Genomic DNA, 19,911 nt, shown 5'->3' on the forward strand with positions numbered 1-19,911 from the left:
ACTACAGGTAGTGGTCCCGCGAGTTTATTTGACGCTTTATTGCTTTTCTTCGGTGGCCTGACTTGGCTCATCAGGGTGTGATTAAATTAACCCTTGACACGTAGGCCTGCAGTTTTGGTCTTGCGGGGTCGGGTTTTTCCGCACTAAGGGGGTAGGGGGCGGGGTTGGTTGTAATGTGATTTTTGTGAGCCCGTATATTCGTACCGTTACCACCGCCTCAGGTGCTACTGCTGTGCAGGTGGTGTTAGAAGAACGTGCAGGTAAAAAGGCGATGAAGCATATCGGCTCTGCCCACGATGACTATGAGCTAGCGTTGTTGAAAGCTGAAGCTCAACGCGTGATTGATGGGGATCAACTCTGCCTCGATTTAGGGCTTGACGATAGGAATGCGCCTGCAGGTAGTGGGTCGAAAGACAATCCGTTACCGGTGAGTTCCCAAAAGGCTGGTGTCCTTTTAGAGTGCATTGACTCGTGCTACCAGCGGCTTGGATTTGATGTTGCCACTGGTGGCGACCAGGTTTTTGCCAATCTAGTTCGCGCGCGGATTATTCAGCCAGGTTCCAAGCTGGATTCGATTGAGACTTTGGCCGAAGTTGGCGTGGTAAGTGCCACTTATGCCACAATCAAACGGCATTTAGCCAGCTACGCTACAGAGTCATTTCGTGAGATTTTGTCTCAAGCCTTAGCTCGCCATGCTGGTATCGGTGCAGGAAGCTTCGTCTTATACGACGTGACCACGCTGTATTTCGAAACTGATACTCCAGATGACCTGCGTAAATCCGGCTTTTCGAAAGAACGCCGAGTCGAACCTCAAATCCTGGTAGGCCTGCTAACCGATGCCACGGGCTTCCCACTACATATCGGGGCCTATGAAGGCAACAAAGCCGAAACGCACACGTTGTTACCGATGATCCGGGCTTTTCAGTCTGCGTACAATCTCGACCGCGTCACGATTGTTGCTGATGCGGGCATGTTTTCAGCCGAGAACAAGACAGCTATCGTTGAGGCGGGGCTAGATTACATCCTTTCTACCAAAGTCCCCTCCCTGCCTGAGGTGATCACCCAGTGGAAACAGGAACATCCTGGCCAGGACTACACTCACGGGCAAATATGGTCCCAGCCTTCCTACACAGATCGACGCCATGCCACAACAGGCAAGCCGGATTCTGTTACTCACTTTCACTACTCCTACGATCGGGCTCGACGAACAGTGCGCGGCATCGACGAGCAGCTAGCCAAGGCTGCCCGAGCAGTAGAAGGCAAAGTAGCGATCAAACGTAATCGATACATCGATCTCAAAGCCCCAAATAAAAAGGTCAACTACGAACTGGCCACCAAACATAGGGCCTTAGCTGGGATTAAAGGCTACGAAACGACGCTCACATCGATGCCCGCACCCGAGGTGCTCCGCGCCTACAGACATCTGCTCAACATTGAAAAATCGTTCCGAATGTCAAAGTCCGATCTCAAAGCCCGCCCGATCTACGCGCGAACCGAAGACTCTATAAACGCCCACCTCAACATCGTCATGGCCGCTCTAGCAATCAGTCAGATGATGGAAACGGCCACAGGCAAAAGCATCAAACGCCTGGTACGAACCCTGAAAAAATACCGAACCTTCGAACTCAAACTCAACGGCACCACCATCCACGCCGCCACACCACTGCCCCCTGACGTCCAACAACTCCTCAACGCCATCACCCAAGCCTGACTTCCGCACTAAAATGAGCCAAGTCGGGTTTGACGCTTTATTGCTTTTCTGCGGCAGGTGGGCAGCAGAAAGCCCGCACGTACGGCGCGGGCTTAGGTAGCGGTCAGCGGCGGGGGAGGGCTTAATTCTCCTCGTTGAGGCGGGCGAGGAGGTCGGCTTGGACGTCGCGGCGGCGGATCTTGCCCATTTGGTCCTTGGCAAGGGACTCGAAGTGGTAGAAGGTGCGCGGGACTTTGTAGCGGGTTAGCCGCTCGCGGCAGTATTCCTTGAGGCCCTCCGGGTCCAGGGCGGCGCCGTCGACTAGGTCAATACACGCCACAACGTCTTCAGAGCCATCGGAGCGGGGCCGACCCACAACGGCAACATCTTCGACATCAGGATGGGTGAGGAGTACTTCCTCAACCTCGCCGGGGTAGACGTTAAAGCCACCGGTGATGATGATTTCCTTAATGCGCGAGACCAACCGGATAAAGCCGTCTTCTTCCATCACACCCATGTCCCCGGTGCGGAACCAACCATTGTGGAAGGCAGCAGCGGTGGCTTCCGGGTTGTTGAAGTAACCCTTGAATACCTGGGGGCCACGGGCGAGGACTTCGCCCTCCTGACCGTCCGGCATGGTTTCATCCAGATTATCTGGGTTGCCAATGCGCACTTCGGTATCGGGGAAGGGGATACCCACGTACCCGGGGCGCCGGTCAGAGGTCATGGGGTTGCCCACGATGATGGGGGAGCATTCGGTCAAGCCGTAGCCCTCCACCAGCAGGCCGCCGGTGTATTCTTCCCACTTTTCGACGGTGGCTACCGGGAGGGTGGACGCGCCGGAGAACGCCGCGCGCACGCCCTTGATTTCTACGCCCTTTTCCTCGGCGGCCTGGACAATCTTTTCGTAGAGCGTGGGTACGCCCGGCACCCAGGTGGGGGTGTGCTTCTTCATGATGTCCATAATCAGCGGCACCTGCGGGGAGGGCAGGAGGACTAGCTCGCCGCCAATGAATTGCGCCAGGGTGGCGTTCATGGTCAGGCCATAGGCGTGGAAGAAGGGCAAGGCGGCCAGCATGCGCTCGGGGCGCTCGCCCAACTCGGGCACCCAGTGCTTGCCCTGCAGGAGATTGGAGAATAAGTTGCCGTGGGTTAGCTCGGCGCCCTTCGGCGTACCCGTGGTACCGGAGGTGTACAGGATTAGTGCAGTGGTGTCCTTGGTGACCTCGGTGGGGGTTTCAATGTCTGCACCATTGCCGCCGATGGCATTACCAATGAGGGTATCCCACGGCACGGTATTGGGGGCATCGGCAGACAATTGCTCGCGCTTGGCCTTCAGGAACGGCAAGCGGAGGGCCATACGCTGCGCGGCCGGCATGGCATCAATCATATTGATGGACACCACGGTCTCCAGGTGGGTGGTAGGCCGCAGCTTTTCCAGCGTCGATGCCGTCTTATCCCACGCAATGGCAATCCGCGCGCCGTGGTCCTGGAACAGGGACTCCAGCTCGTGGGCGGTGTAGAGCGGGTTGTGTAACACCACCGTGGCGCCCAGCTTGAGCACGGCATAAAAGGCGGCCACCTGCTGGGGGCAGTTGGGGGCCACAATGGCCACGCGGTCCCCGGGCCGCACGCCAAAGGCCCGCAGGCCTGCGGCAGCGCGGCGCACCTGGCGGTCTAATTCTGCATAGGTTTGGGTTTTGCCAAAGAAGTAGGTGGCGGGTTTGTCCGCATTGATGGCTAAGTTGTTGTCGTAAATATCCAGCAGTGTGGTTTCCCCGTACTCCAGGGTGTGCGGGGTAAAAGGCGCGTAGTACTGAAGCCAAGCCTTGGACTCATATGCGGACATAGGTGCAACCTCCGTTTGCGTAGGTTTGGGCTCCGCTAAGTATACGCGGGCCCGCCACGCCCGCGTAGAATAGGCCTTTATGCGTATTGCGATGATCTCTATGCACACCTCGCCTTTGGAGCAGGCGGGGTCTGGTGATGCCGGGGGGATGAACGTCTACGTCCTCAACACCGCCCGCCATCTGGCGCGACGCGGGGTTGAAGTAGACATTTTCACCCGCGCCACCCGCCCTTCCCAGGGCGAAATCGTTGCGGTGGAAGAGGGCCTGCGGGTGATCAATATCGTGGCCGGGCCCTATGAGGGGCTGGATAAAGAAGACCTGCCCACCCAGCTGGCCGCTTTTACCGGGGGCATAGTCAACTTTGCGCGCTGTTTCGGCCTGGATTATGACGTGATTCATTCGCATTATTGGCTCTCTGGCCAGGTGGGTTGGTTGCTGCGCGATTTGTGGGAAGCCCCCTTGGTCCACACCGCGCATACGCTGGCGGCGGTCAAAAATGCGCACCGCACCCAGGGCGATACCCCAGAGTCGGAGGCGCGCCGCATCTGTGAGCAGCAGATTGTGGATAATGCTGATCTGTTGGTGGTCAATACCGTCCAGGAGACACGGGATTTGGTGGAGCATTATGATGCCGCCGCGGAGCGTATCGTGGTGGTCTCCCCGGGTGCGGATGTGGAGCTGTTTACCCCGGGAACTGACCGCAACACGGAGCGCTCCCGGCGTGAGCTGGGCATTCCGCTGCATACCAAGGTGGTGGCCTTTGTGGGCCGGCTGCAGAAATTCAAGGGCCCGGAGGTGTTGATTCGGGCTACGGCGGAGTTGATGCGCCGCGATCCGCACCGCGACCTGCGGGTGATTATGTGCGGTGGGCCTTCGGGGGCCCACGCCACCCCGGAGACTTACCAGCTTTTGGCCCGTGAGTTGGGCGTTGAGCGCGTCGTGCGCTTCCTGTCGCCGCGCCCGCCGGAGGAGTTGGTCTCGGTCTACCGGGCGGCGGATGTGGTGGCGGTTCCTAGTTATAACGAGTCTTTTGGTCTGGTGGCCATGGAGGCCCAGGCCACAGGTACTCCGGTGGTGGCCGCGGCGGTGGGCGGTTTGCCTACGGTGGTTGATGCAGGCGAGACCGGCCTGCTGGTGCACTCCCATGAGCCCGAGGCCTGGGCGGATGCCTTGGCGCAGCTGTTGGATGATGATGAGCGCCGCATTGCTATGGGTGAGGCCGCTGTGGAGCACGCTAGCCAGTTCAGTTGGGCCGCTGCTGCCACGCAGCTTGAAGCTATCTTTGCCGATGCCCTGAGCATCGAGATTCCTGATTGTCACGCTCGCCGCGCCATCGGCTACTAGTTTCTTGCACCTGAGCTTGCCGATGCCCCCGCCACTGCGGCTATGCTGCGAAGGCATGGGTAGTCTGTGGTTTGGTATGGCCATCATGCTGTGTGCTGCGGTTGTGTGTGCAACCGCAGTTCCTGCTGCACGTGGCTCTGGAAAGAAGCACCCCTTGGTTATGCGGAGCTCTGCGGCTGCGGCGTGGTGGTTTAGCATTGCAGCCCTGGCTTATGTGGTGGCGTTTGCGCTGCTGCTGACTTCGTTACCGCTGTGGGTAGCCATTGCCTGCGCTTTCGTAGGCCTGTTTACGAGCGCTGGCGGCTACGTGGCGGCTGGCGGGGCAAGTAAATAGATCGTGCCCGCGAAGCGGAGTGTCGCGAGGCATGAACCACTTCATTGTTGCTAGAGTGACCTACCTCATTTATTCGTAGGTTTCCGTCGTGAGTGTGGGGCGGAGTGAGCAACAATGTGAGGGTGCGTGTGAGAGAACCTGGTAAAGGCGGCGGTCGGGGAATGGCTGCGGTGTATTCCCTGGCCGCCACTTACTTTTTGAGCGCCCTCTGCGGGTCGATGACCGGCCTGACTGTGGCCCTATACTTTGCCAGCTTGGACAGCGGCGAGCTGTTTGTTTCTGCGATCATGGTCGCGGGAATGACTGCGCAGGTCTTTGTTGCACCTTTGCTTGCGCCGCTTTTTGATCGTTACAGTGCATATCGCATTTCGTTCGTCACGTTATGCATAGAGATTGTGGTGCTCTCACTGATGGCTGCCTTGCCAACGCCATTGGTGCTCATTGCGGGAGGTTTGGTCAACACGTGTCTGGCGGGGCTGTCTGGACCGGCGTTCTTTACTATTATCGACGCCCAAGCGCCGGAAGGCGCGCAAGCCAAGGTATTCTCCCTGCTGGATACCGGCCGTTTTGCTGGCCGGTTTCTGGGCCCGGTGATGGGCGGGTTGCTGCTGGATCTGGCCAACATTCGGGTGGCGCTCCTCTTCGAGGTAGTTGCTAGTGTTATCTGCTTGCTAGTGCTGGCACTTGTCTATCGCAGTGCTGACCGCGGTGCCCTGGTGGAGCGTAGCGCGCCGCCTACGTCTATGACCTTCTTACAAAAAGTCATCGAAGCTCCCAAAATGCTGTTGACCACCCCTAGCTCACGTCAAGCGTTGACCAGTATCTGGGCCGCCATTATCTTTACCTCCATCTTCGGGGTGGCTCAGGTATTCTTCGCCACTCAAACCTTAGAGCTCAGCGGAGCGATGTACGCGATTTTGTCTCAGGCCTTCATTGTGGGCCGGATTGTGGGCGCCCGCTTGGGTGGGCGCCTAAATGCTGATAACGCGCTGCGCTGCCTGGTCGGCGGTGGCGTGGTGTTGGGCCTGAGCGTGGGGTTGCCCGGGGTGTTTCCCTCTGTGGTGCTTGCAATGGCCTGCTTCTTCGTCGGTGGTGTGGCCAACTCGGTCCAAGTGGCAGCTTTGCGCTTGGTGGTTATCGGAGCGGTTCCGGAACAGATCAAGCCCAAGGCACTATCGGCCATGGGGGCTATCAACAACTCCGCCATGCTGATTGGTTACGTGATAGGCGCCCCGGTGGTGGGTCTGACTGGTCCCGCCACGGCGTTTATAATCTCCGGCTTTGGCACTGTGGTCTTGACCTTGGGGCCAGCGCTGGTGCGTGCGGCGCGACGGCGCACTTAAGCCTGCTGTTGGTTCACGTCGCCTTCCCAACTAGCCCACGTGAACTTGGGCTCTAGGCCCAACTTGTGGTTGATGGCCAGCATCTGGGTGTTGGTGGTGGCGTTGAAGGTGCTTACCCGGGCAATGTCCGGGAAGCGCTGGCGCAGGTGATCATAGAGCGCAGCCTTGACCGTCATGCCGAGGCCTTGGCCGCGGGCACGACGGTGAACCACGGTCAAGTCCTGCTCCGCAACGCGGGCGGCCTCCTCCGGACCAGGGACCCGGGCATAGGAGAAGGCGGCAATACCGGCGGCATCGACCAAGCACGCATTGACCAGCGTGCCGGGAGCAGCGCTGAGGTGGGCGGCGGCATCGGCAAGCCGTTGGCGGGTCCATGGCTCGGCAGAGGGGGCGGCAGAGGGCACATCCTGGGAACTAATGGTCATAATCTCTAAGAAAGAATCCACTAGCTCCTCGGGCACCTCCACATCATCGAAGAACACTGGGGTCAGCCCCGCGGGAAGCTGCGGGCGGGGGCTAAGCGCCAGGTCCAGCAAAGAGGCCGTTTCCTCCACGGCGGTGCGCATGCCCTGGCCACGCAAGGCCCGGCAGAGAGGATCAGTATCCAGCCCACCAGCAGGACAGTCGCTGCCCACAATCAACCGCGTGCGCTCGGCCGCCCGGCACCGGGCGATGACCTCCTCCCACAGCGCGCTAAACGTAGGGCCATCGAAGCCGCCGGGAAAGGTGAAGGACGCATGGGCGACCTCGGTGTTATCGACGTGTGGCAGGCGCAGCGTGGCAAACCCCCGGAAGCCAAGGTCCGTCTCATCTTCCTGGCTGGGCAGCGTGGTGTGGCCCTGCGGGTCCTGCACTGCGGCGAGCACAATCAAGGTGCGCTGAGGGACGGGCCGCAGATTGTTCAGGTCCTGGGCGATGGGCACCGCGAAGTCATCGCCGCCGCTGAGCTGGCGCATATGGGCATTAAAGGCCTGGTTGAGGGCGCGCACGGCAGTGGAAGGGTGGACATTATCGGGCAGGTGCGGGGGCGCTAGGGGGAGAATGTGCATGTGGCCAGTGTAATGGTCTACCGGCGGGGGAGTGACATGGGCGGAGAAAGGCTGACACGGTGGCCAAAAGGTGGCATGCTGGAAGGCATGAGTACTGGCAAGCTAATTCTTTTGCGTCATGGACAGTCCAAGTGGAACGAGTCAAACCAATTCACCGGCTGGGTCGATGTGGACCTCACGGAAAAGGGGGAGGGGGAAGCCAAGCGCGGCGGCCAGCTGCTGGCTGAAGAAGGTCTGCTGCCCAACGTGGTTTACACCTCCTTGCTGCGCCGCGCCATCCGTACCGCCAACATTGCGCTCAATGCCGCGGACCGCCACTGGATTCCCGTGGTGCGCGACTGGCGTTTGAATGAGCGCCACTACGGCGCGCTGCAGGGCCTAAACAAGGCAGAGACCAAGGATAAGTACGGTGAGGAGCAGTTCATGCAGTGGCGCCGCTCCTACGGCACCCCGCCGCCGGAGCTGGAGGACGGCAGCGAATACTCCCAGGCCGGGGACCCGCGCTACGCCCAGCTAGAGACCGTGCCGCGCACCGAGTGCCTCAAGGACGTGGTGGAGCGCCTGGTTCCCTACTTTGAAGAAGAGATCCTCCCGCGCGTCAAGAACGGCGAGAACGTCCTGGTCGCCGCGCACGGCAACTCCCTGCGTGCGCTGGTCAAGCACCTGGACAATATCTCCGATGAGGACATCGCGGCGCTAAATATCCCCACCGGCATCCCGCTGGTCTACGAGATTAATGCGGATGGCGCCGTGGCCAACCCCGGCGGCACCTACCTGGACCCGGAGGCTGCCGCTGCCGGCGCTGCCGCCGTGGCCGCGCAGGGCGGTAAGTAAGCCCTCAGGCGGCAGGCAGGCCATGACATACCTCCTCACCTTCCTGATGGGTGTGTTGGCATGTTGGATAGTGCGCCCCCGGCTGCAACAGCTGTGGGGGCGCTTTCAACGTGCCCGCACCCCGGACACGGACGCCAACCAAGTCACCACCATCAGCCAAGTGCTGCATTTAAGCGCCCAGGGCGCGCCGATGGGACTGGTAGTTGTTGACCGCGCTGGCGACGTCATTTTGTCCAACCCCGCGGCCCACGACATGGCCCTGGTCCATGATCGCACCTTGAATGCCCAGGTGTGGGAGGTGGTCCAGCAGGTGCAGGTGGACAAGGAAGAGCGCCGGGCGGATGTGGCCATCCACAAACGCCGCACCGGACAGCGCGTGACGCAGGTCCAAGCCTTGGTCAAGCCGCTTACTCTCAACGATGACCGCTTTGTGCTCGTCTGCGGCACCGACGAGTCCGAGTCTGTGCGCATGGAAGCCGCCCGCCGCGACTTCGTGGCCAACGTCTCCCATGAGCTCAAGACGCCGGTGGGGGGCATCGGCCTGCTGGCAGAAGCCCTGCTCCAAGACCCAGAAGACCCCGAGCACGTGCGCTACTTTGGCCAGCGCGTGCGCAAGGAAGCCCAGCGCATCGCGGATATGGTCAATGAACTCATTGCCCTGTCTAAGCTTCAAGGCGCCGAGCGCTTGCCATCCATGCAGCCGCTGCTGGTAGATGAGCTGGTGGCCGAGGCGATTGCTCGCAATCAGCTGGCCGCAGATTCTTCGGGCATTGAGCTTATAACCGGTGAGACCACTGGTGTGGAGGTGCTAGGGGATCACTCCTTGCTGGTCACCGCGCTATCCAACCTGGTCTCCAACGCTATTAATTACTCCCCGGAGGCCACGCCGGTGTCCATTAGCCAAAAGGTGGTGGGCGAGGACGTGGTGCTCATTCAGGTTACTGACCGTGGCGTGGGCATTGCCCCGGAGTACCAAAAGCGCGTATTTGAGCGCTTTTTCCGGGTGGATAAGGCCCGTTCGCGCCAGACTGGCGGCACGGGCTTGGGGTTGTCCATCGTCAAGCACGCGGTGGCCAATCACGGTGGCAATATCAAGCTGTGGTCACGCCCCGGCACCGGCTCCACCTTTACAATTGAACTGCCGGTTCACTCCCGCGACCAGGCAGTGCTTGCCGATGCCCCCCGCACGCCCACCGCCGAAAGGACACCGCCGCAATGACCACCATCCTCATTGTCGAAGACGAAGAATCCTTGGCTGAGCCCTTAGCCTTCCTGCTGGGCAAGGAAGGCTTTGACACCGTCATCGCCCCCGATGGTCCCAGTGCGCTGAGCGAATTTGGTGCCCGTGACATCGACATTGTGCTGCTGGACCTCATGCTGCCGGGCATGTCGGGTACGCAGGTGTGCCAACGCTTGCGCCAGACTTCCCAGGTTCCCATCATCATGGTCACTGCCAGGGACTCTGAGATAGATAAGGTGGTGGGCCTGGAGCTTGGCGCAGATGACTATGTGACCAAGCCGTATTCCTCCCGCGAGCTCATTGCGCGCATTCGCGCCGTGTTGCGCCGGGGTGGGGAAGAAGAGGCCTCCCAGGAGCAGATCCTTGAAGGCGGGCGGGTGCGCCTGGATGTTGAGCGCCACCTGGTCCAGGTGGACGGGGAGCCGGTGTCCATGCCGCTGAAGGAATTTGACCTGCTGGAATACCTGCTGCGCAATGCCGGGCGGGTGCTTACTCGCAGCCAGCTTATCGAGCGCGTGTGGGGTGCGGACTACGTGGGCGATACCAAGACCCTTGACGTACACATCAAGCGCCTGCGCTCCAAAATCGAAGCCGAGCCCTCGCAACCCCGCCACCTGGTCACCGTGCGCGGCTTGGGCTATAAGTTCGAGCCTTAAAGCTGCGGTGCGGGGCTCGACCGGCGAGGAGGGGCGGACGCTGGGGGTTAGGGGGCATCGGCAGATTGGTGGCGGTGAGCAGAGGCCGGGTGGACCGGCCATGCCACCCCCGCGCGCGCCGCGGCCTCCCGGGCGCGCAGGTGGGAGGCCAGAATCTCGTAGCATTGCTGTCCCATGAGGGCAATGAGCTCGGTGCGCTGGGAGCGCCAGAGGGGCTGCGCGGCGTTGTGGCAGGCGGCATCGGCAGAGCAATACCAGTCGAAGTCCTCCCCGCCGCCACCCCAGCCGCGGCGATCGTACTCGCCAATCTGGGTGCGTAGAATCTCCTGGCCATCCGGGCGCTCTTCATAATCTTCGTAGCGGCGGATGGGCAGCTGCCAACACACTTCCGGCTTGACCACGGTCAGCTCCTCGCCTTCGGCCACCGCCCATTGGTGCAGCGCGCAGCCCGCGCCGGTGGGCCAACCCGCCCGGTTGGCAAAGACGCATGCGCCCTCGCGGACTACGGTTTTCAGCGCTGGCTCGGCCTCGCCGTCTTCTCCATCGAGTTCATCCCACACCAGCCACGGCTCCGGGGCCCGGGTCGGGTCCGGTTCCTCTTCGTTTAGCGGTTGGCTAAGGTCAAAGTCCCCCAGAACTTCTGCGCGGCGCTGCCAGAAGCGGGCGGGCATGCGCTGGACGGCATCATAAAGCTGCTCGCGGTCAGTCTCATCCGCCATGTAGGCGCCGTGGCCGCAGCAACCCACGTCTGGATTGGCGGAGTCAATGCCTGGGCACAATGCGGTACCAAACTGGCAGGCGTAGAAGGACTCCAACCACGTAATATCAACGGAAAAGACGTGTTCCGGGTCCTGCGGATCCGTAAATTCAAACCACTCCCGCGGGAAATCCGGGGCGTGCTCCCGGCCCGCAGCAATGGATATTCCCGCAGGTGAAGTGGCCGGAAAGCCAAGGTAGACGGGTGAAGACTTTGGGCGATTCACACTAAACCACCGTAGACCTATTACCCTAGACATGTGCGATTAGGTGTATTAGACGTGGGCAGCAACACTGTCCACCTGGTGGCAGTGGACGCCACCGTGGGTGGACGGCCCACTCCCATGAGCGACTGGAAGACCCCCCTGCGGCTGGTAGAACAGCTGGACGCGGAGGGAAACATCCACGAAAAAGGCCTAAAAAAGCTTATTTCTGCCGTGAGTGAGGCAGCCGAGCTGGGCACAAAGCTGGGCTGCGATGAGTTCATTCCCTTTGCCACCTCCGCGGTGCGCTCGGCGCCTAATTCTGACTTTGTGTTGGATGAGGTCGAGCGCGAAACCGGCGTGCGCCTGCAGATTCTCTCCGGCAAAGATGAGGCCCGGCTGACCTTCCTGGCGGTGCGCCGCTGGTATGGTTGGTCTGCGGGACGAATTACCAACCTGGATATTGGTGGTGGCTCCCTGGAGCTGTCCACCGGCATGGATGAGGAACCGGACCTGGCGTTCTCCTTGGACCTGGGTGCTGGCCGCCTGACGCATAACTGGTTTGAGACGGACCCGCCTAATAAGAAAGATGTGGCGGCTCTGCGTGATTATATTGATGCAGAGCTTGCCGATGCCGCCTCGGCCATGCGCACCCTTGGCCCCGCCCGGGTTGCTGTGGGTACCTCAAAGACGTTCCGCTCCCTGGCGCGCCTGACCGGTGCTGCGCCGTCTTCTGCTGGCCCGTTTGTAAAGCGCACGCTGACCGCGCCAGGTTTGCGGCAGCTGATTTCTTTCATTTCCCGCATGACGGCGGCAGACCGGGCGGATTTGGAGGGTGTGAGCTCGGCCCGTTCGCACCAGATTGTGGCCGGTGCGCTGGTAGCGGAAGCCTCCATGCGAGCATTGGGATTGGAGCAGATTGAGATTTGCCCGTGGGCATTGCGCGAGGGCGTGATTTTGCGCCGACTGGACAAGGGCCTGGATTTAGGCCTGGAAGAGGAAGGTAACTAGCTATGGCTGAGGAGAAGCAACTTACCGTTGCGGAACTGCTGGCCCGCAATAAGAAAGACCAGCCGGATACTCAGGGGGAGGCTCCGCGCCGCCGGCGCCGCCGCAGCCTGGAAGAGGGCGGAGTCTCCGTTGCGGAGCTGACCGGCAACTTGGCCAAGGTGGATGCCACCCCTGCGGAGGCCAAGCACTCCAGTGTGGGGATTGATGAGACTGCCCCGGTTATCCCCGCTCCTGCAGAAAAGACCGCAGAGGAGCGTCGCGCCGCCGAAATCAAGGCCGCTGAGGAAACCAAGCGCGCCGAGTTTGCAAAGAAAGCCGAAGAGGCTCGCCGCCGCCAGGCTGCCGAAAAGGCAGCCGCTGCTGAGAAGCAGGCCGTCGCCGTGAAGGACGCTGAGCAGAAGGCCGCTGCCGGCGCCCCGAAGTCGGCTGCGCCCAAGCCTGCCGCGAGCCCTTCTGCAGACGACACCGCCATCATTGAACGCGTCAAAGACGAGCCACAGCCAGCCGCACAACCTGTCTCTGAGGCGGCCTCCACGCCTGCCGCGCAGCAGGAAGCCCTGGCAGCCTCCAAGCCTGCCGCGCAGCAGGAAGCCCTGGCAGCCTCCAAGCCCGCCGCGCAGCCGGCCCCCCGGTCAGCTGCGGACGTTGAGCCTGCCCACGCGGATGATGATCTGCGCGATGATGTCGCGGCAGTCGAGGACATCGAAGACCTAGAAGATGATGAGGACTCCGGCATCAACCCGGTTTCCGTTATTTTGCTGGCACTGGTGGGCATTGTGCTGGGGGCGGTGGTGTTCAAGGGCTTTGAGATCCTCTGGGGCAGCTTCAACCGCGTGGTGGTAGCCGTGCTAGCGGTGGCGGTAACGGGCGCTATAGGCGGCATTATTCATGCCCTGCGTACAGGCAAGTCCACCCTGGTGTTAGGAGTCATTGTGGGCCTAATCCTCACCTTTGGCCCGCTGCTCATCCTATAAACGCTGAGCACACCCAGCAGCCGGTTCGCGCGGAGCGTGGGCCGGCTGTGGTGATCGCGGCGGCATCGGCAAGCTAAGCGGTAGGGTGGCAGGCATGGTTAACGTAACAGTCATTGGTGGAGGACAGATTGGTGAGGCCCTGATTGCGGGCCTAGTTAAGGACGGCGGCGCGCACATCACGGTGACCAACCGGCGGCAGGAGCGGCGCGATTACATGGCCCAGACCTATGGGGTGGCAACGTCTGGGGACAACCGGGAGGCTGTGGCGGATGCGGACGTGGTGTTCGTGTGTGTCAAGCCGTATGCGGTGACCGAGGTGGTGAGTGAGTTCGCCAGTGCTCTGCCAGCTAGTGCCATCGTGGTGTCCATGGCCGCCGGGGTGCGGGTGGAGTCCCTGCAGAAGGCCGCGGGCGATAATCCCGTGGTGCGGGTGATGCCTAACACTCCCATGCTGGTCGGGCGCGGCATGTGCCTGGTGGTGCCGGGGCCGCAGCTTGCCGATGCCGCCCTGGAGCGCGTCCAGGATCTGCTCAATCTGGTGGGGGAGTCTGTGGTCATTGAAGAAGGCCAGATTGATGCCGCCACGGCGCTGTCTGGTTCTGCGCCGGCGTATCTGTTCCTGGTGGCCGAGGCGTTGGTGGACGCGGGCGTGCAGCTGGGAGTGCCGCGGGATGTGGCCACGCAGTTGGTGAATCAGACTGTGGCCGGTTCGGGGCAAATGCTGGTGGAAACTGGGCAGGAGCCGGGTCGGCTGCGGGCAAACGTGACGTCCCCGGGCGGGACTACGGCTGCGGCTATTCGTGAGCTGGAGGAGTCCGGTCTGCGCGGGGCGTTTTACCGGGCAGCCGAGGCGTGCGCGCAGCGTTCCGCAGAGCTGGGCTAGCGGCCGGGGGCGCCGTGCGCGAATGACATGCATGTCATCCCGTTACCCCCGCGTGAGGGTAGCGGGGTTTTGTGTGAAATGGCTGGTATAGCCGGTGAACTAGTGTGACGGTGCGGAACTGAGGGGCCGCTGGGAAAAAATTTAGCCCGTGAGTCGCATTAGTCACATGTTTCACGTTAAGCTGTTATAGGCACGTGCGTGTTCGTCCTGCAGGAGGGGAAGCCTTGCAGCGCGCCACGAGCTGAAGGGTTAGAGAATATGGCTAATGAAGATAAGGGAACCTTCCTGACCATCGCCGAGGTCGCGGAAATCATGCGCGTCTCTAAGATGACGGTCTACCGGTTGGTTCACGCCGGCGAGATGCCGGCAGTGCGAGTGGGTCGCTCCTTCCGCGTCCACGAGACTGCCGTCAACGAGTACCTGGAGGCCTCCGTCTACGGGGCCTAAACCGGAGTACTTTAGCCGGTTCTTTATGCAGCGCGCACCCTTTCCTGTTTTATAACAGGGCAGGGGCGCGCTGTTTTTTGTCTATGCTTACCCTCTTTTTGGTAGCGGGAGCGGGCCCGGGTTAAGATTGTGAGCATTCGTGTCAGCATGCCTGTGACTTGCGCTTGGCCTTCGGGGCAAGCGATAGACGCAAAGACGTGCACCTTTGCGGGCTGTTCGCCGGGCACTGGCAGGTTTAGTACGTACTACGGTTGAAAGCGAGGAAACCTCTTATGGGTTCTGTTATTAAGAAGCGCCGCAAGCGCATGTCCAAGAAGAAGCACCGCAAGATGCTGCGTCGCACCCGCGTTCAGCGTCGCAAGCTGGGCAAGTAAATCTTCGCTGGCACTCGCGCTCCGGTTTTCCGGGGCGCTTTTGCCGTATAAGGGCTCAGTAGGCTGCATTTGCCCGGCCTGGTAGTAATTCCGGTGGCATAATTGGCTGTGATAGCACAATGTGGGAGGATTGAAGTCCAATTTTCCCTCGTTACGAGTCATTAGAACCAGGAGGAGGAGGGATGACTGATGAGTACTCCACTCACGAGGAAGACAAGCCGCAGTCGAGTGATAGCCCGCTCCAGCGACGGGCGGGTTATCCGAGCAGCTCGGATACACGATCCGATGGAAAACGTGGAGAAAGCCTGGCGACAAACGGGACAGGCTCTCCGGGACGCGATGGACTCTCAACGCAAGATGAAGTTGTAGAAGCTGAGTTTCTGGACCAGGTGAGTGACCGAGTAACCAGTCAATTGTTGAGTGTTACTCGAATTGCTCCTTTGCCTGAGCCTGGCGAGTTGCAGGCTTATGAAAGAATTCAACAGGGCTTGGCAGATCGAATAGTACAGATGGCGGAGAATTCTGCTGAAGCAGCGAATGCCGCTACGAATTCAAATGCTGCGGTCAATAACGCCCTTGCCGAGTCAATTCTCGAAGATGGAAGATCACTTCGGCGCGGTCAATGGATGTTTTTTACTTTGGCTGTTTTGTTCTTGGTTACTGCAGTTGGGCTCGAATTTTCTGGCCGAACTCCGTTTGCGACGGGAATGGGAATTCTTGGCTTCCTGAGCTTGGTTGGAGTAGTTATTCGTCCTAAGACGGGTCCACGCTGGAGTTCAACGAGCAAGGACGAATACGATTCAGCTGCGGCCGAATAGCTAGTTCAAGGGGCCCGGAGAATAGCTTCGAGCGTCTTTCGCCTGTTCGAGGGCGGCAGCCCCGTAGAGGGGTGGCGGGCTCTGGTGTCCGGGTGTTCCGGCCGAAAATCCGATAGAAGGGCAGAGGTTGGCTGCATTTGGCGGGGTTGGCCAAGACCGGCCCTCAAGACTGAAGTGGGTGGCCTACTTGCGGGTCAGACGCCAGCCGCCGAAGGAAAAAGCGGCCATGGCCAACGCGGGCAGACCGTAGGTCTTGACGGCCTTGCGTACGCTGCGGTAGTCGCGGATGAGCCAGCCGCGTTCCTGGGCAATACGGTGCAGGCGGGCATCGGGGTTGATTGCCACGGCTGTGCCCACCATGGACAGCATGGGGACATCATTGGCAGAGTCTGAGTAGGCGGTACAGCGGGATAGGTCCAGGCGCTCCATGGTGGCGAGGGCAGCCACGGCGTGCTTTTTGCCGGGACCGTGGAGGATGTCACCTACCAGGCGGCCGGTGAACTTGCCATCTTTGACTTCGGCGACGGTGCCTAGCGCGCCGGTGAAGCCGAAGCGGCGAGCCAAGATCTGCGCCAGCTGCACCGGGGTGGCGGTGACCAACCAGACTTGCTGGCCAGCATCAATGTGCATCTGCGCCAGCTGCTTGGTGCCGGGATAGGCCTTGTGGGCCATGGATTGATCCACGATTTCCTCGCACAGCGCTACCATCTCTTCGACGCTACGGCCTTTGATGAACTCCAGTGCTTGCACACGCCCGGCGGCGACGTCCTCAGCGTTTTCGTTGCCAGAGACCCGGAACTTTAGCTGCTTCCAGGCAATGGGCACGATTTCAGAAAACGTAAAGTAGCGGCGTTTGGCCAGGCCAAAAGCAAAGGACACCAGCGAGGAACCCTGAATGAGGGTGTTGTCCACGTCAAAGAAGGCCGCGGCGCCGACGTCTTGGGGGATGGCTGGGTCCGGGTGATTGAGTTTGTTGGCGCCTGCAGACTCGAAAGAGCCCGCCACGGACTCCACGCCTGCTGAATACGCGTCGAGGTTGATTCCGAAGAGTTCTTCGACCGCCACAGCAGCAGCGGCCTCGCCCGCAGCGCGCTGGGGGCCTTCGCCCAGCGGAGCAAACGCGGTGGTTTCCAAAAAATTGCGCAGGTTACCGCGGCTGGCGGTCCAGTTGGCCAGGAAGTCCTGGGGGGACTCCGGCATGGGTGGCGGCGTAGGAGTGGCGGACACGTGGCTCCCCTCGCGTTGGCGGTACGGTGGACTACTTGGAACTATTGCGTCCATAGTAAACCCTTTGCTGGCAATTCTGTCAGGCCGAAGCACACAAGGAGGCAGCCGCTACACATGGTGGAGTTGATGGTGAGGCAGTCCTGTGGGTCTTGCCAACGGGTGGCGCGCCAGATTGCGCCGGTGGTGGAACAAGCCGGGCATCGGCTGGTGTTGCAGGATGTGGATGCCACCCCGGAACTGGCCCTGGAGTACGGGGATCGGGTGCCTGTGGTGGTCATCGATGGAGAGGAATTTGCCTGCTGGGAGGTCGATAACGCTGAGCTGGCAGCAGAGCTGGCGGCTAGGGATTAGTCAACCCTTAGTAGGGGCTGGGCCTGAATAACGGGTAACCTTTTGGATGATTTTTCTCAACCATTGGTTGGAGCCGTTGGTTGGAGCCATTGGTTGGAGCCGTTGGTTGGAATCGGGTTGAAAGCAGACTGGAAGGCTGGATTCCGGCCGGGCCCGGTTGGAAGTTGTGCAGGTAGCTAAGGAGCGTACATGAGCGTGCTGGTCGTGGGGATGTCCTACCAGTCCGCCCCGGTGTCTTTGCTGGAGCGGCTAAGCATGGAGCATGGCATCCAAAACCACGCGTGCGGCAAGCTGGTGGCGGCAGACTCTTTGTCGGAAGCCATGATTATCTCCACGTGCAACCGCCTGGAAGTCTATTCGGTTACTAATTCTTTCCATACCGGAGTCCAAGACGTGGTGCGCGTGCTGCAGGAGTCCTCCGGGGTCCCGGAGGAGGAGCTGCGCGGCTACCTCTATGTGCGCTATGCGGATGCCGCGGCGGAGCATCTGATGAATGTCACCTCTGGGCTGGATTCGATGGTGCTAGGGGAGCAGCAGATTATTGGCCAGGTGCGCGCGGCGTATCAGCACGCGGCGGACCAGGGCACGGTGGGTCCGCGTTTGCATGCCCTGGCGCAGGCAGCTCTCCACGCTGGCAAGCGGGTGCACGCGGAAACTGATATTGACGAAGCTGGCGCCTCGATGGTCTCCTTCTCCTTTGACCGTGCGCTGGAGTTGCTGGGCACGCACAGTTTGGAGGGCCAGCGGGTGCTGATTCTGGGCGCCGGGGCCATGGCTTCTTTGGCGGCCACCCACGCGGGCAGGCTTGGCGCTAGTTTGGTTATTGCTAATCGCACCCGGGAGCGCGCGCAGCGTTTGGCGGATCACGCGGCGGAGGCTGGCGTGCAGGCTGAGGTAGTGGATTTCGCTTCTCGTGCTACGGTGCTGAGCAGCGTGGATGTGGCGGTGTCTGCCACGGGGGCGCAGGGTTTTACCTTGACGCCGGCGGATATGCCCACCTCGGAGCTGATGCTCATTGATTTGTCCCTGCCGCGCGATATTGATGATGACTGCGCGCACCTGCCCGGCAAGCAGCTGGTCAATATCGAGCGCCTGAGTGAGCAGATTACCGCTGCGGATCGCGGCGATACCCCGCACGCCCAGGCGCAGCAGATTGTCACCTTTGAGCTGGAGGCTTATTCTTCTGCTCAGCGGGTGCGTGATGTGGCTCCGGCCGTTAGTGCCCTGCGCCAGCATGCTGCGGATCTGGTGGCCTGCGAGGTCGCCCGTTTGGAGCAGAAGCACCCTGAGCTTGACGATGCCCAGCGTGCCGACGTCCAGCGCGCCTTGCGGCGGGTGGTGGATAAGCTCCTGCATGAGCCCACCGTGCGGGCCAAGGAACTGGCTGCCAGCTCGGGTACCGTGAGCCATGAGACCGCTTTGCAGCAGCTCTTTGGCCTGGAGGTGGACTCCACCATTGCGGAAGGCGTGGCGTTGCCCGCGACTGATTTGCCCACTACGGTGGGCTGAGTTCCCGGCACGGCTTTACACCGGCACTGCCCTACAGTTTAAGGATGAATATGTTTAGCATTGGCACCCGCGGTTCTTTGCTGGCCACCACTCAGGCTGGTCACGTGCGTGATTGGCTGGCCCAGGCTGGATACCCGGCTGAGCTGCACATTGTGACTACTGCAGGGGATGTCAACATGGCCCCGGTGGAGCGCATTGGGGTGGGCGTGTTCACCCAGGCGCTGCGCGATGCCCTGGATGTTGGCGAGTGCGACATTGCGGTGCATTCCTTCAAGGATCTGCCCACTGCTGCCGATGCCCGCTTCCGGCTGGTAGTGCCCCAGCGCCAGGATCCCCGGGAGGCGTTGGTGGCCCGCGATGGGCTAAGCCTGGAGCAGCTGCCACAAGGGGCACGGGTGGGGACCTCGGCCCCGCGGCGCATCGGCCAGCTTCGCAGCCTGCGCCCGGACCTGGATATTCGGCCGCTGCGGGGCAACATTGACACCCGCATGGGCAAGGTGAGCTCCGGGGAGCTAGACGCCGTGGTGCTGGCTTATGCGGGCTTGGTGCGCGCGGGTTACGCCCAGCGCGCGACCGAGGTTTTCGCTCCCGCCACGTTTGTGCCGGCTCCTGCCCAGGGGGCGTTGGCCATTGAGGCAAAGGTGGGCACTGCGGCGGATACGGCACTGGATGCCATCGTCGATACCCAGGCCATGGCCGCGGCGGCGGGGGAGCGCGAAGTTCTCGCCCGCCTCGAGGCCGGTTGCACCGCACCCGTCGGTGCGTATTCGGTGGTGGACGGGCAACAGCTAACGGTGCACGGGGGCATTTTTGCCCTCGACGGCAGCGCTAGTTTGCGCGCGGAAGCCACCGGCGACCTCACCCAGGGCCGTGAGCTGGGCGCGCAGGTTGCCCAAGAGCTCCTCGCAGCGGGCGCAGACCAGCTATTGGGCTAAACCGCAGCCGGATGGGAGCCCGGCACCCCGGCTAATTTCAATCTGGCGACCATTTAAATTAAGGTGGAACTACCATACGGCGT

The 19,911-nt window shown here is 61.2% G+C and carries 20 protein-coding genes; 16 read left to right on the forward strand and 4 right to left on the reverse strand.

The genetic code is table 11. The annotated features are described in order from the left end of the window. The first annotated feature begins 184 nt into the window (after window positions 1-184). Window positions 185-1,711 (forward strand): IS1634 family transposase, encoded by a 1,527-nt coding sequence (locus tag G7Y31_RS01345; RefSeq protein ID WP_425321658.1) that lies wholly within the window; start codon window positions 185-187, stop codon window positions 1,709-1,711. Window positions 1,712-1,832: 121 nt separating this feature from the next. Here the strand turns inward: G7Y31_RS01345 and G7Y31_RS01350 are convergent, their stop codons facing one another. Further along, window positions 1,833-3,647: a long-chain-fatty-acid--CoA ligase gene (locus G7Y31_RS01350; RefSeq protein ID WP_268896603.1), complete on the reverse strand. Its 1,815-nt coding sequence runs from the start codon at window positions 3,645-3,647 to the stop codon at window positions 1,833-1,835. Here G7Y31_RS01350 and mshA point away from each other — a divergent pair. The 3 genes from mshA (at window position 3,619) to G7Y31_RS01365 (ending at window position 6,561) form a co-directional block, all read left to right on the forward strand. After that, window positions 3,619-4,884 carry a D-inositol-3-phosphate glycosyltransferase gene (mshA, locus tag G7Y31_RS01355; protein ID WP_165008940.1) on the forward strand — a complete coding sequence of 422 codons (1,266 nt, stop codon included), beginning with the start codon at window positions 3,619-3,621 and terminating at the stop codon, window positions 4,882-4,884. The genes G7Y31_RS01350 and mshA overlap by 29 nt on opposite strands. Window positions 4,885-4,939: 55 nt before the next feature. Then, a complete protein-coding gene (locus tag G7Y31_RS01360) occupies window positions 4,940-5,218 on the forward strand; it encodes a hypothetical protein (RefSeq protein WP_165008938.1) in 279 nt (92 codons plus the stop codon). Between the two features lie 161 nt (window positions 5,219-5,379). Then, window positions 5,380-6,561 (forward strand): MFS transporter, encoded by a 1,182-nt coding sequence (locus G7Y31_RS01365; protein WP_165008936.1) that lies wholly within the window; start codon window positions 5,380-5,382, stop codon window positions 6,559-6,561. Here G7Y31_RS01365 and G7Y31_RS01370 read toward each other — a convergent pair. Continuing rightward, the gene (locus G7Y31_RS01370; RefSeq protein WP_165008935.1) at window positions 6,558-7,610 is read right to left on the reverse strand and encodes a GNAT family N-acetyltransferase; all 1,053 of its coding nucleotides are present in this window, start codon (window positions 7,608-7,610) and stop codon (window positions 6,558-6,560) included. The genes G7Y31_RS01365 and G7Y31_RS01370 overlap by 4 nt on opposite strands. 87 nt (window positions 7,611-7,697) lie before the next feature. Between G7Y31_RS01370 and G7Y31_RS01375 the strand changes: the two genes are divergently transcribed. Genes G7Y31_RS01375 through G7Y31_RS01385 form a run of 3 tightly spaced genes read left to right on the forward strand, consistent with a single transcriptional unit; the run spans window position 7,698 to window position 10,340 of the window. Next, window positions 7,698-8,444, forward strand: a complete 747-nt coding sequence (locus tag G7Y31_RS01375) for a phosphoglyceromutase (protein ID WP_165008933.1) — start codon at window positions 7,698-7,700, stop codon at window positions 8,442-8,444. A gap of 22 nt (window positions 8,445-8,466) precedes the next feature. Beyond that, window positions 8,467-9,663 carry a sensor histidine kinase gene (locus G7Y31_RS01380; RefSeq protein WP_165008931.1) on the forward strand — a complete coding sequence of 399 codons (1,197 nt, stop codon included), beginning with the start codon at window positions 8,467-8,469 and terminating at the stop codon, window positions 9,661-9,663. After that, a complete protein-coding gene (locus G7Y31_RS01385) occupies window positions 9,660-10,340 on the forward strand; it encodes a response regulator transcription factor (RefSeq protein WP_165008929.1) in 681 nt (226 codons plus the stop codon). Before G7Y31_RS01380 ends, G7Y31_RS01385 begins: the two co-directional genes overlap by 4 nt. A 47-nt stretch (window positions 10,341-10,387) precedes the next feature. Here G7Y31_RS01385 and G7Y31_RS01390 read toward each other — a convergent pair whose 3' ends face one another. Next, entirely contained in the window at window positions 10,388-11,323 is a 936-nt protein-coding gene (locus G7Y31_RS01390; protein WP_196823591.1) for a DUF3109 family protein, read from the reverse strand. 33 nt (window positions 11,324-11,356) lie between these two features. Here G7Y31_RS01390 and G7Y31_RS01395 point away from each other — a divergent pair, with 33 nt between their 5' ends. From G7Y31_RS01395 to G7Y31_RS01420, 6 genes are all read left to right on the forward strand, one after another. Beyond that, window positions 11,357-12,310 (forward strand): Ppx/GppA family phosphatase, encoded by a 954-nt coding sequence (locus tag G7Y31_RS01395; RefSeq protein ID WP_165008925.1) that lies wholly within the window; start codon window positions 11,357-11,359, stop codon window positions 12,308-12,310. Window positions 12,311-12,312: 2 nt separating this feature from the next. Beyond that, window positions 12,313-13,284: a hypothetical protein gene (locus tag G7Y31_RS01400; protein ID WP_165008923.1), complete on the forward strand. Its 972-nt coding sequence runs from the start codon at window positions 12,313-12,315 to the stop codon at window positions 13,282-13,284. Window positions 13,285-13,378: 94 nt separating this feature from the next. After that, window positions 13,379-14,167 (forward strand): pyrroline-5-carboxylate reductase, encoded by a 789-nt coding sequence (gene proC, locus G7Y31_RS01405; RefSeq protein WP_165008921.1) that lies wholly within the window; start codon window positions 13,379-13,381, stop codon window positions 14,165-14,167. A gap of 258 nt (window positions 14,168-14,425) precedes the next feature. Then, window positions 14,426-14,614, forward strand: coding sequence for a helix-turn-helix domain-containing protein (locus G7Y31_RS01410; protein ID WP_165008919.1), 189 nt, complete (start codon window positions 14,426-14,428; stop codon window positions 14,612-14,614). Between the two features lie 272 nt (window positions 14,615-14,886). Continuing rightward, window positions 14,887-14,988 carry a 30S ribosomal protein bS22 gene (locus G7Y31_RS01415; RefSeq protein ID WP_003855542.1) on the forward strand — a complete coding sequence of 34 codons (102 nt, stop codon included), beginning with the start codon at window positions 14,887-14,889 and terminating at the stop codon, window positions 14,986-14,988. Window positions 14,989-15,170: 182 nt separating this feature from the next. Beyond that, on the forward strand, window positions 15,171-15,806 hold the full coding sequence (locus G7Y31_RS01420; protein ID WP_165008917.1) for a DUF2335 domain-containing protein: 636 nt from the start codon (window positions 15,171-15,173) through the stop codon (window positions 15,804-15,806). 183 nt (window positions 15,807-15,989) lie between these two features. On the opposite strand, the gene G7Y31_RS01425 is transcribed toward G7Y31_RS01420, so the two are convergent. After that, complete coding sequence (locus G7Y31_RS01425) at window positions 15,990-17,006, reverse strand: HAD-IB family hydrolase (RefSeq protein WP_196823592.1); 1,017 nt, start codon at window positions 17,004-17,006, stop codon at window positions 15,990-15,992. 141 nt (window positions 17,007-17,147) lie between these two features. On the opposite strand from G7Y31_RS01425, the gene G7Y31_RS01430 reads away from it, so the two are divergent. The 3 genes from G7Y31_RS01430 to hemC all read left to right on the forward strand — a co-directional run bounded on the left by G7Y31_RS01430 (window position 17,148) and on the right by hemC (window position 19,828). Beyond that, the gene (locus G7Y31_RS01430; RefSeq protein WP_165008913.1) at window positions 17,148-17,384 is read left to right on the forward strand and encodes a glutaredoxin family protein; all 237 of its coding nucleotides are present in this window, start codon (window positions 17,148-17,150) and stop codon (window positions 17,382-17,384) included. Between the two features lie 189 nt (window positions 17,385-17,573). Then, entirely contained in the window at window positions 17,574-18,893 is a 1,320-nt protein-coding gene (locus tag G7Y31_RS01435) for a glutamyl-tRNA reductase (RefSeq protein WP_165008911.1), read from the forward strand. 50 nt (window positions 18,894-18,943) lie between these two features. After that, window positions 18,944-19,828, forward strand: coding sequence for a hydroxymethylbilane synthase (gene hemC / locus G7Y31_RS01440; protein ID WP_165008968.1), 885 nt, complete (start codon window positions 18,944-18,946; stop codon window positions 19,826-19,828). The last annotated feature ends 83 nt before the right edge of the window (window positions 19,829-19,911 follow it).

It is taken from the genome of Corynebacterium lizhenjunii (assembly GCF_011038655.2).
GTDB classification, from domain to species: domain Bacteria; phylum Actinomycetota; class Actinomycetes; order Mycobacteriales; family Mycobacteriaceae; genus Corynebacterium; species Corynebacterium lizhenjunii.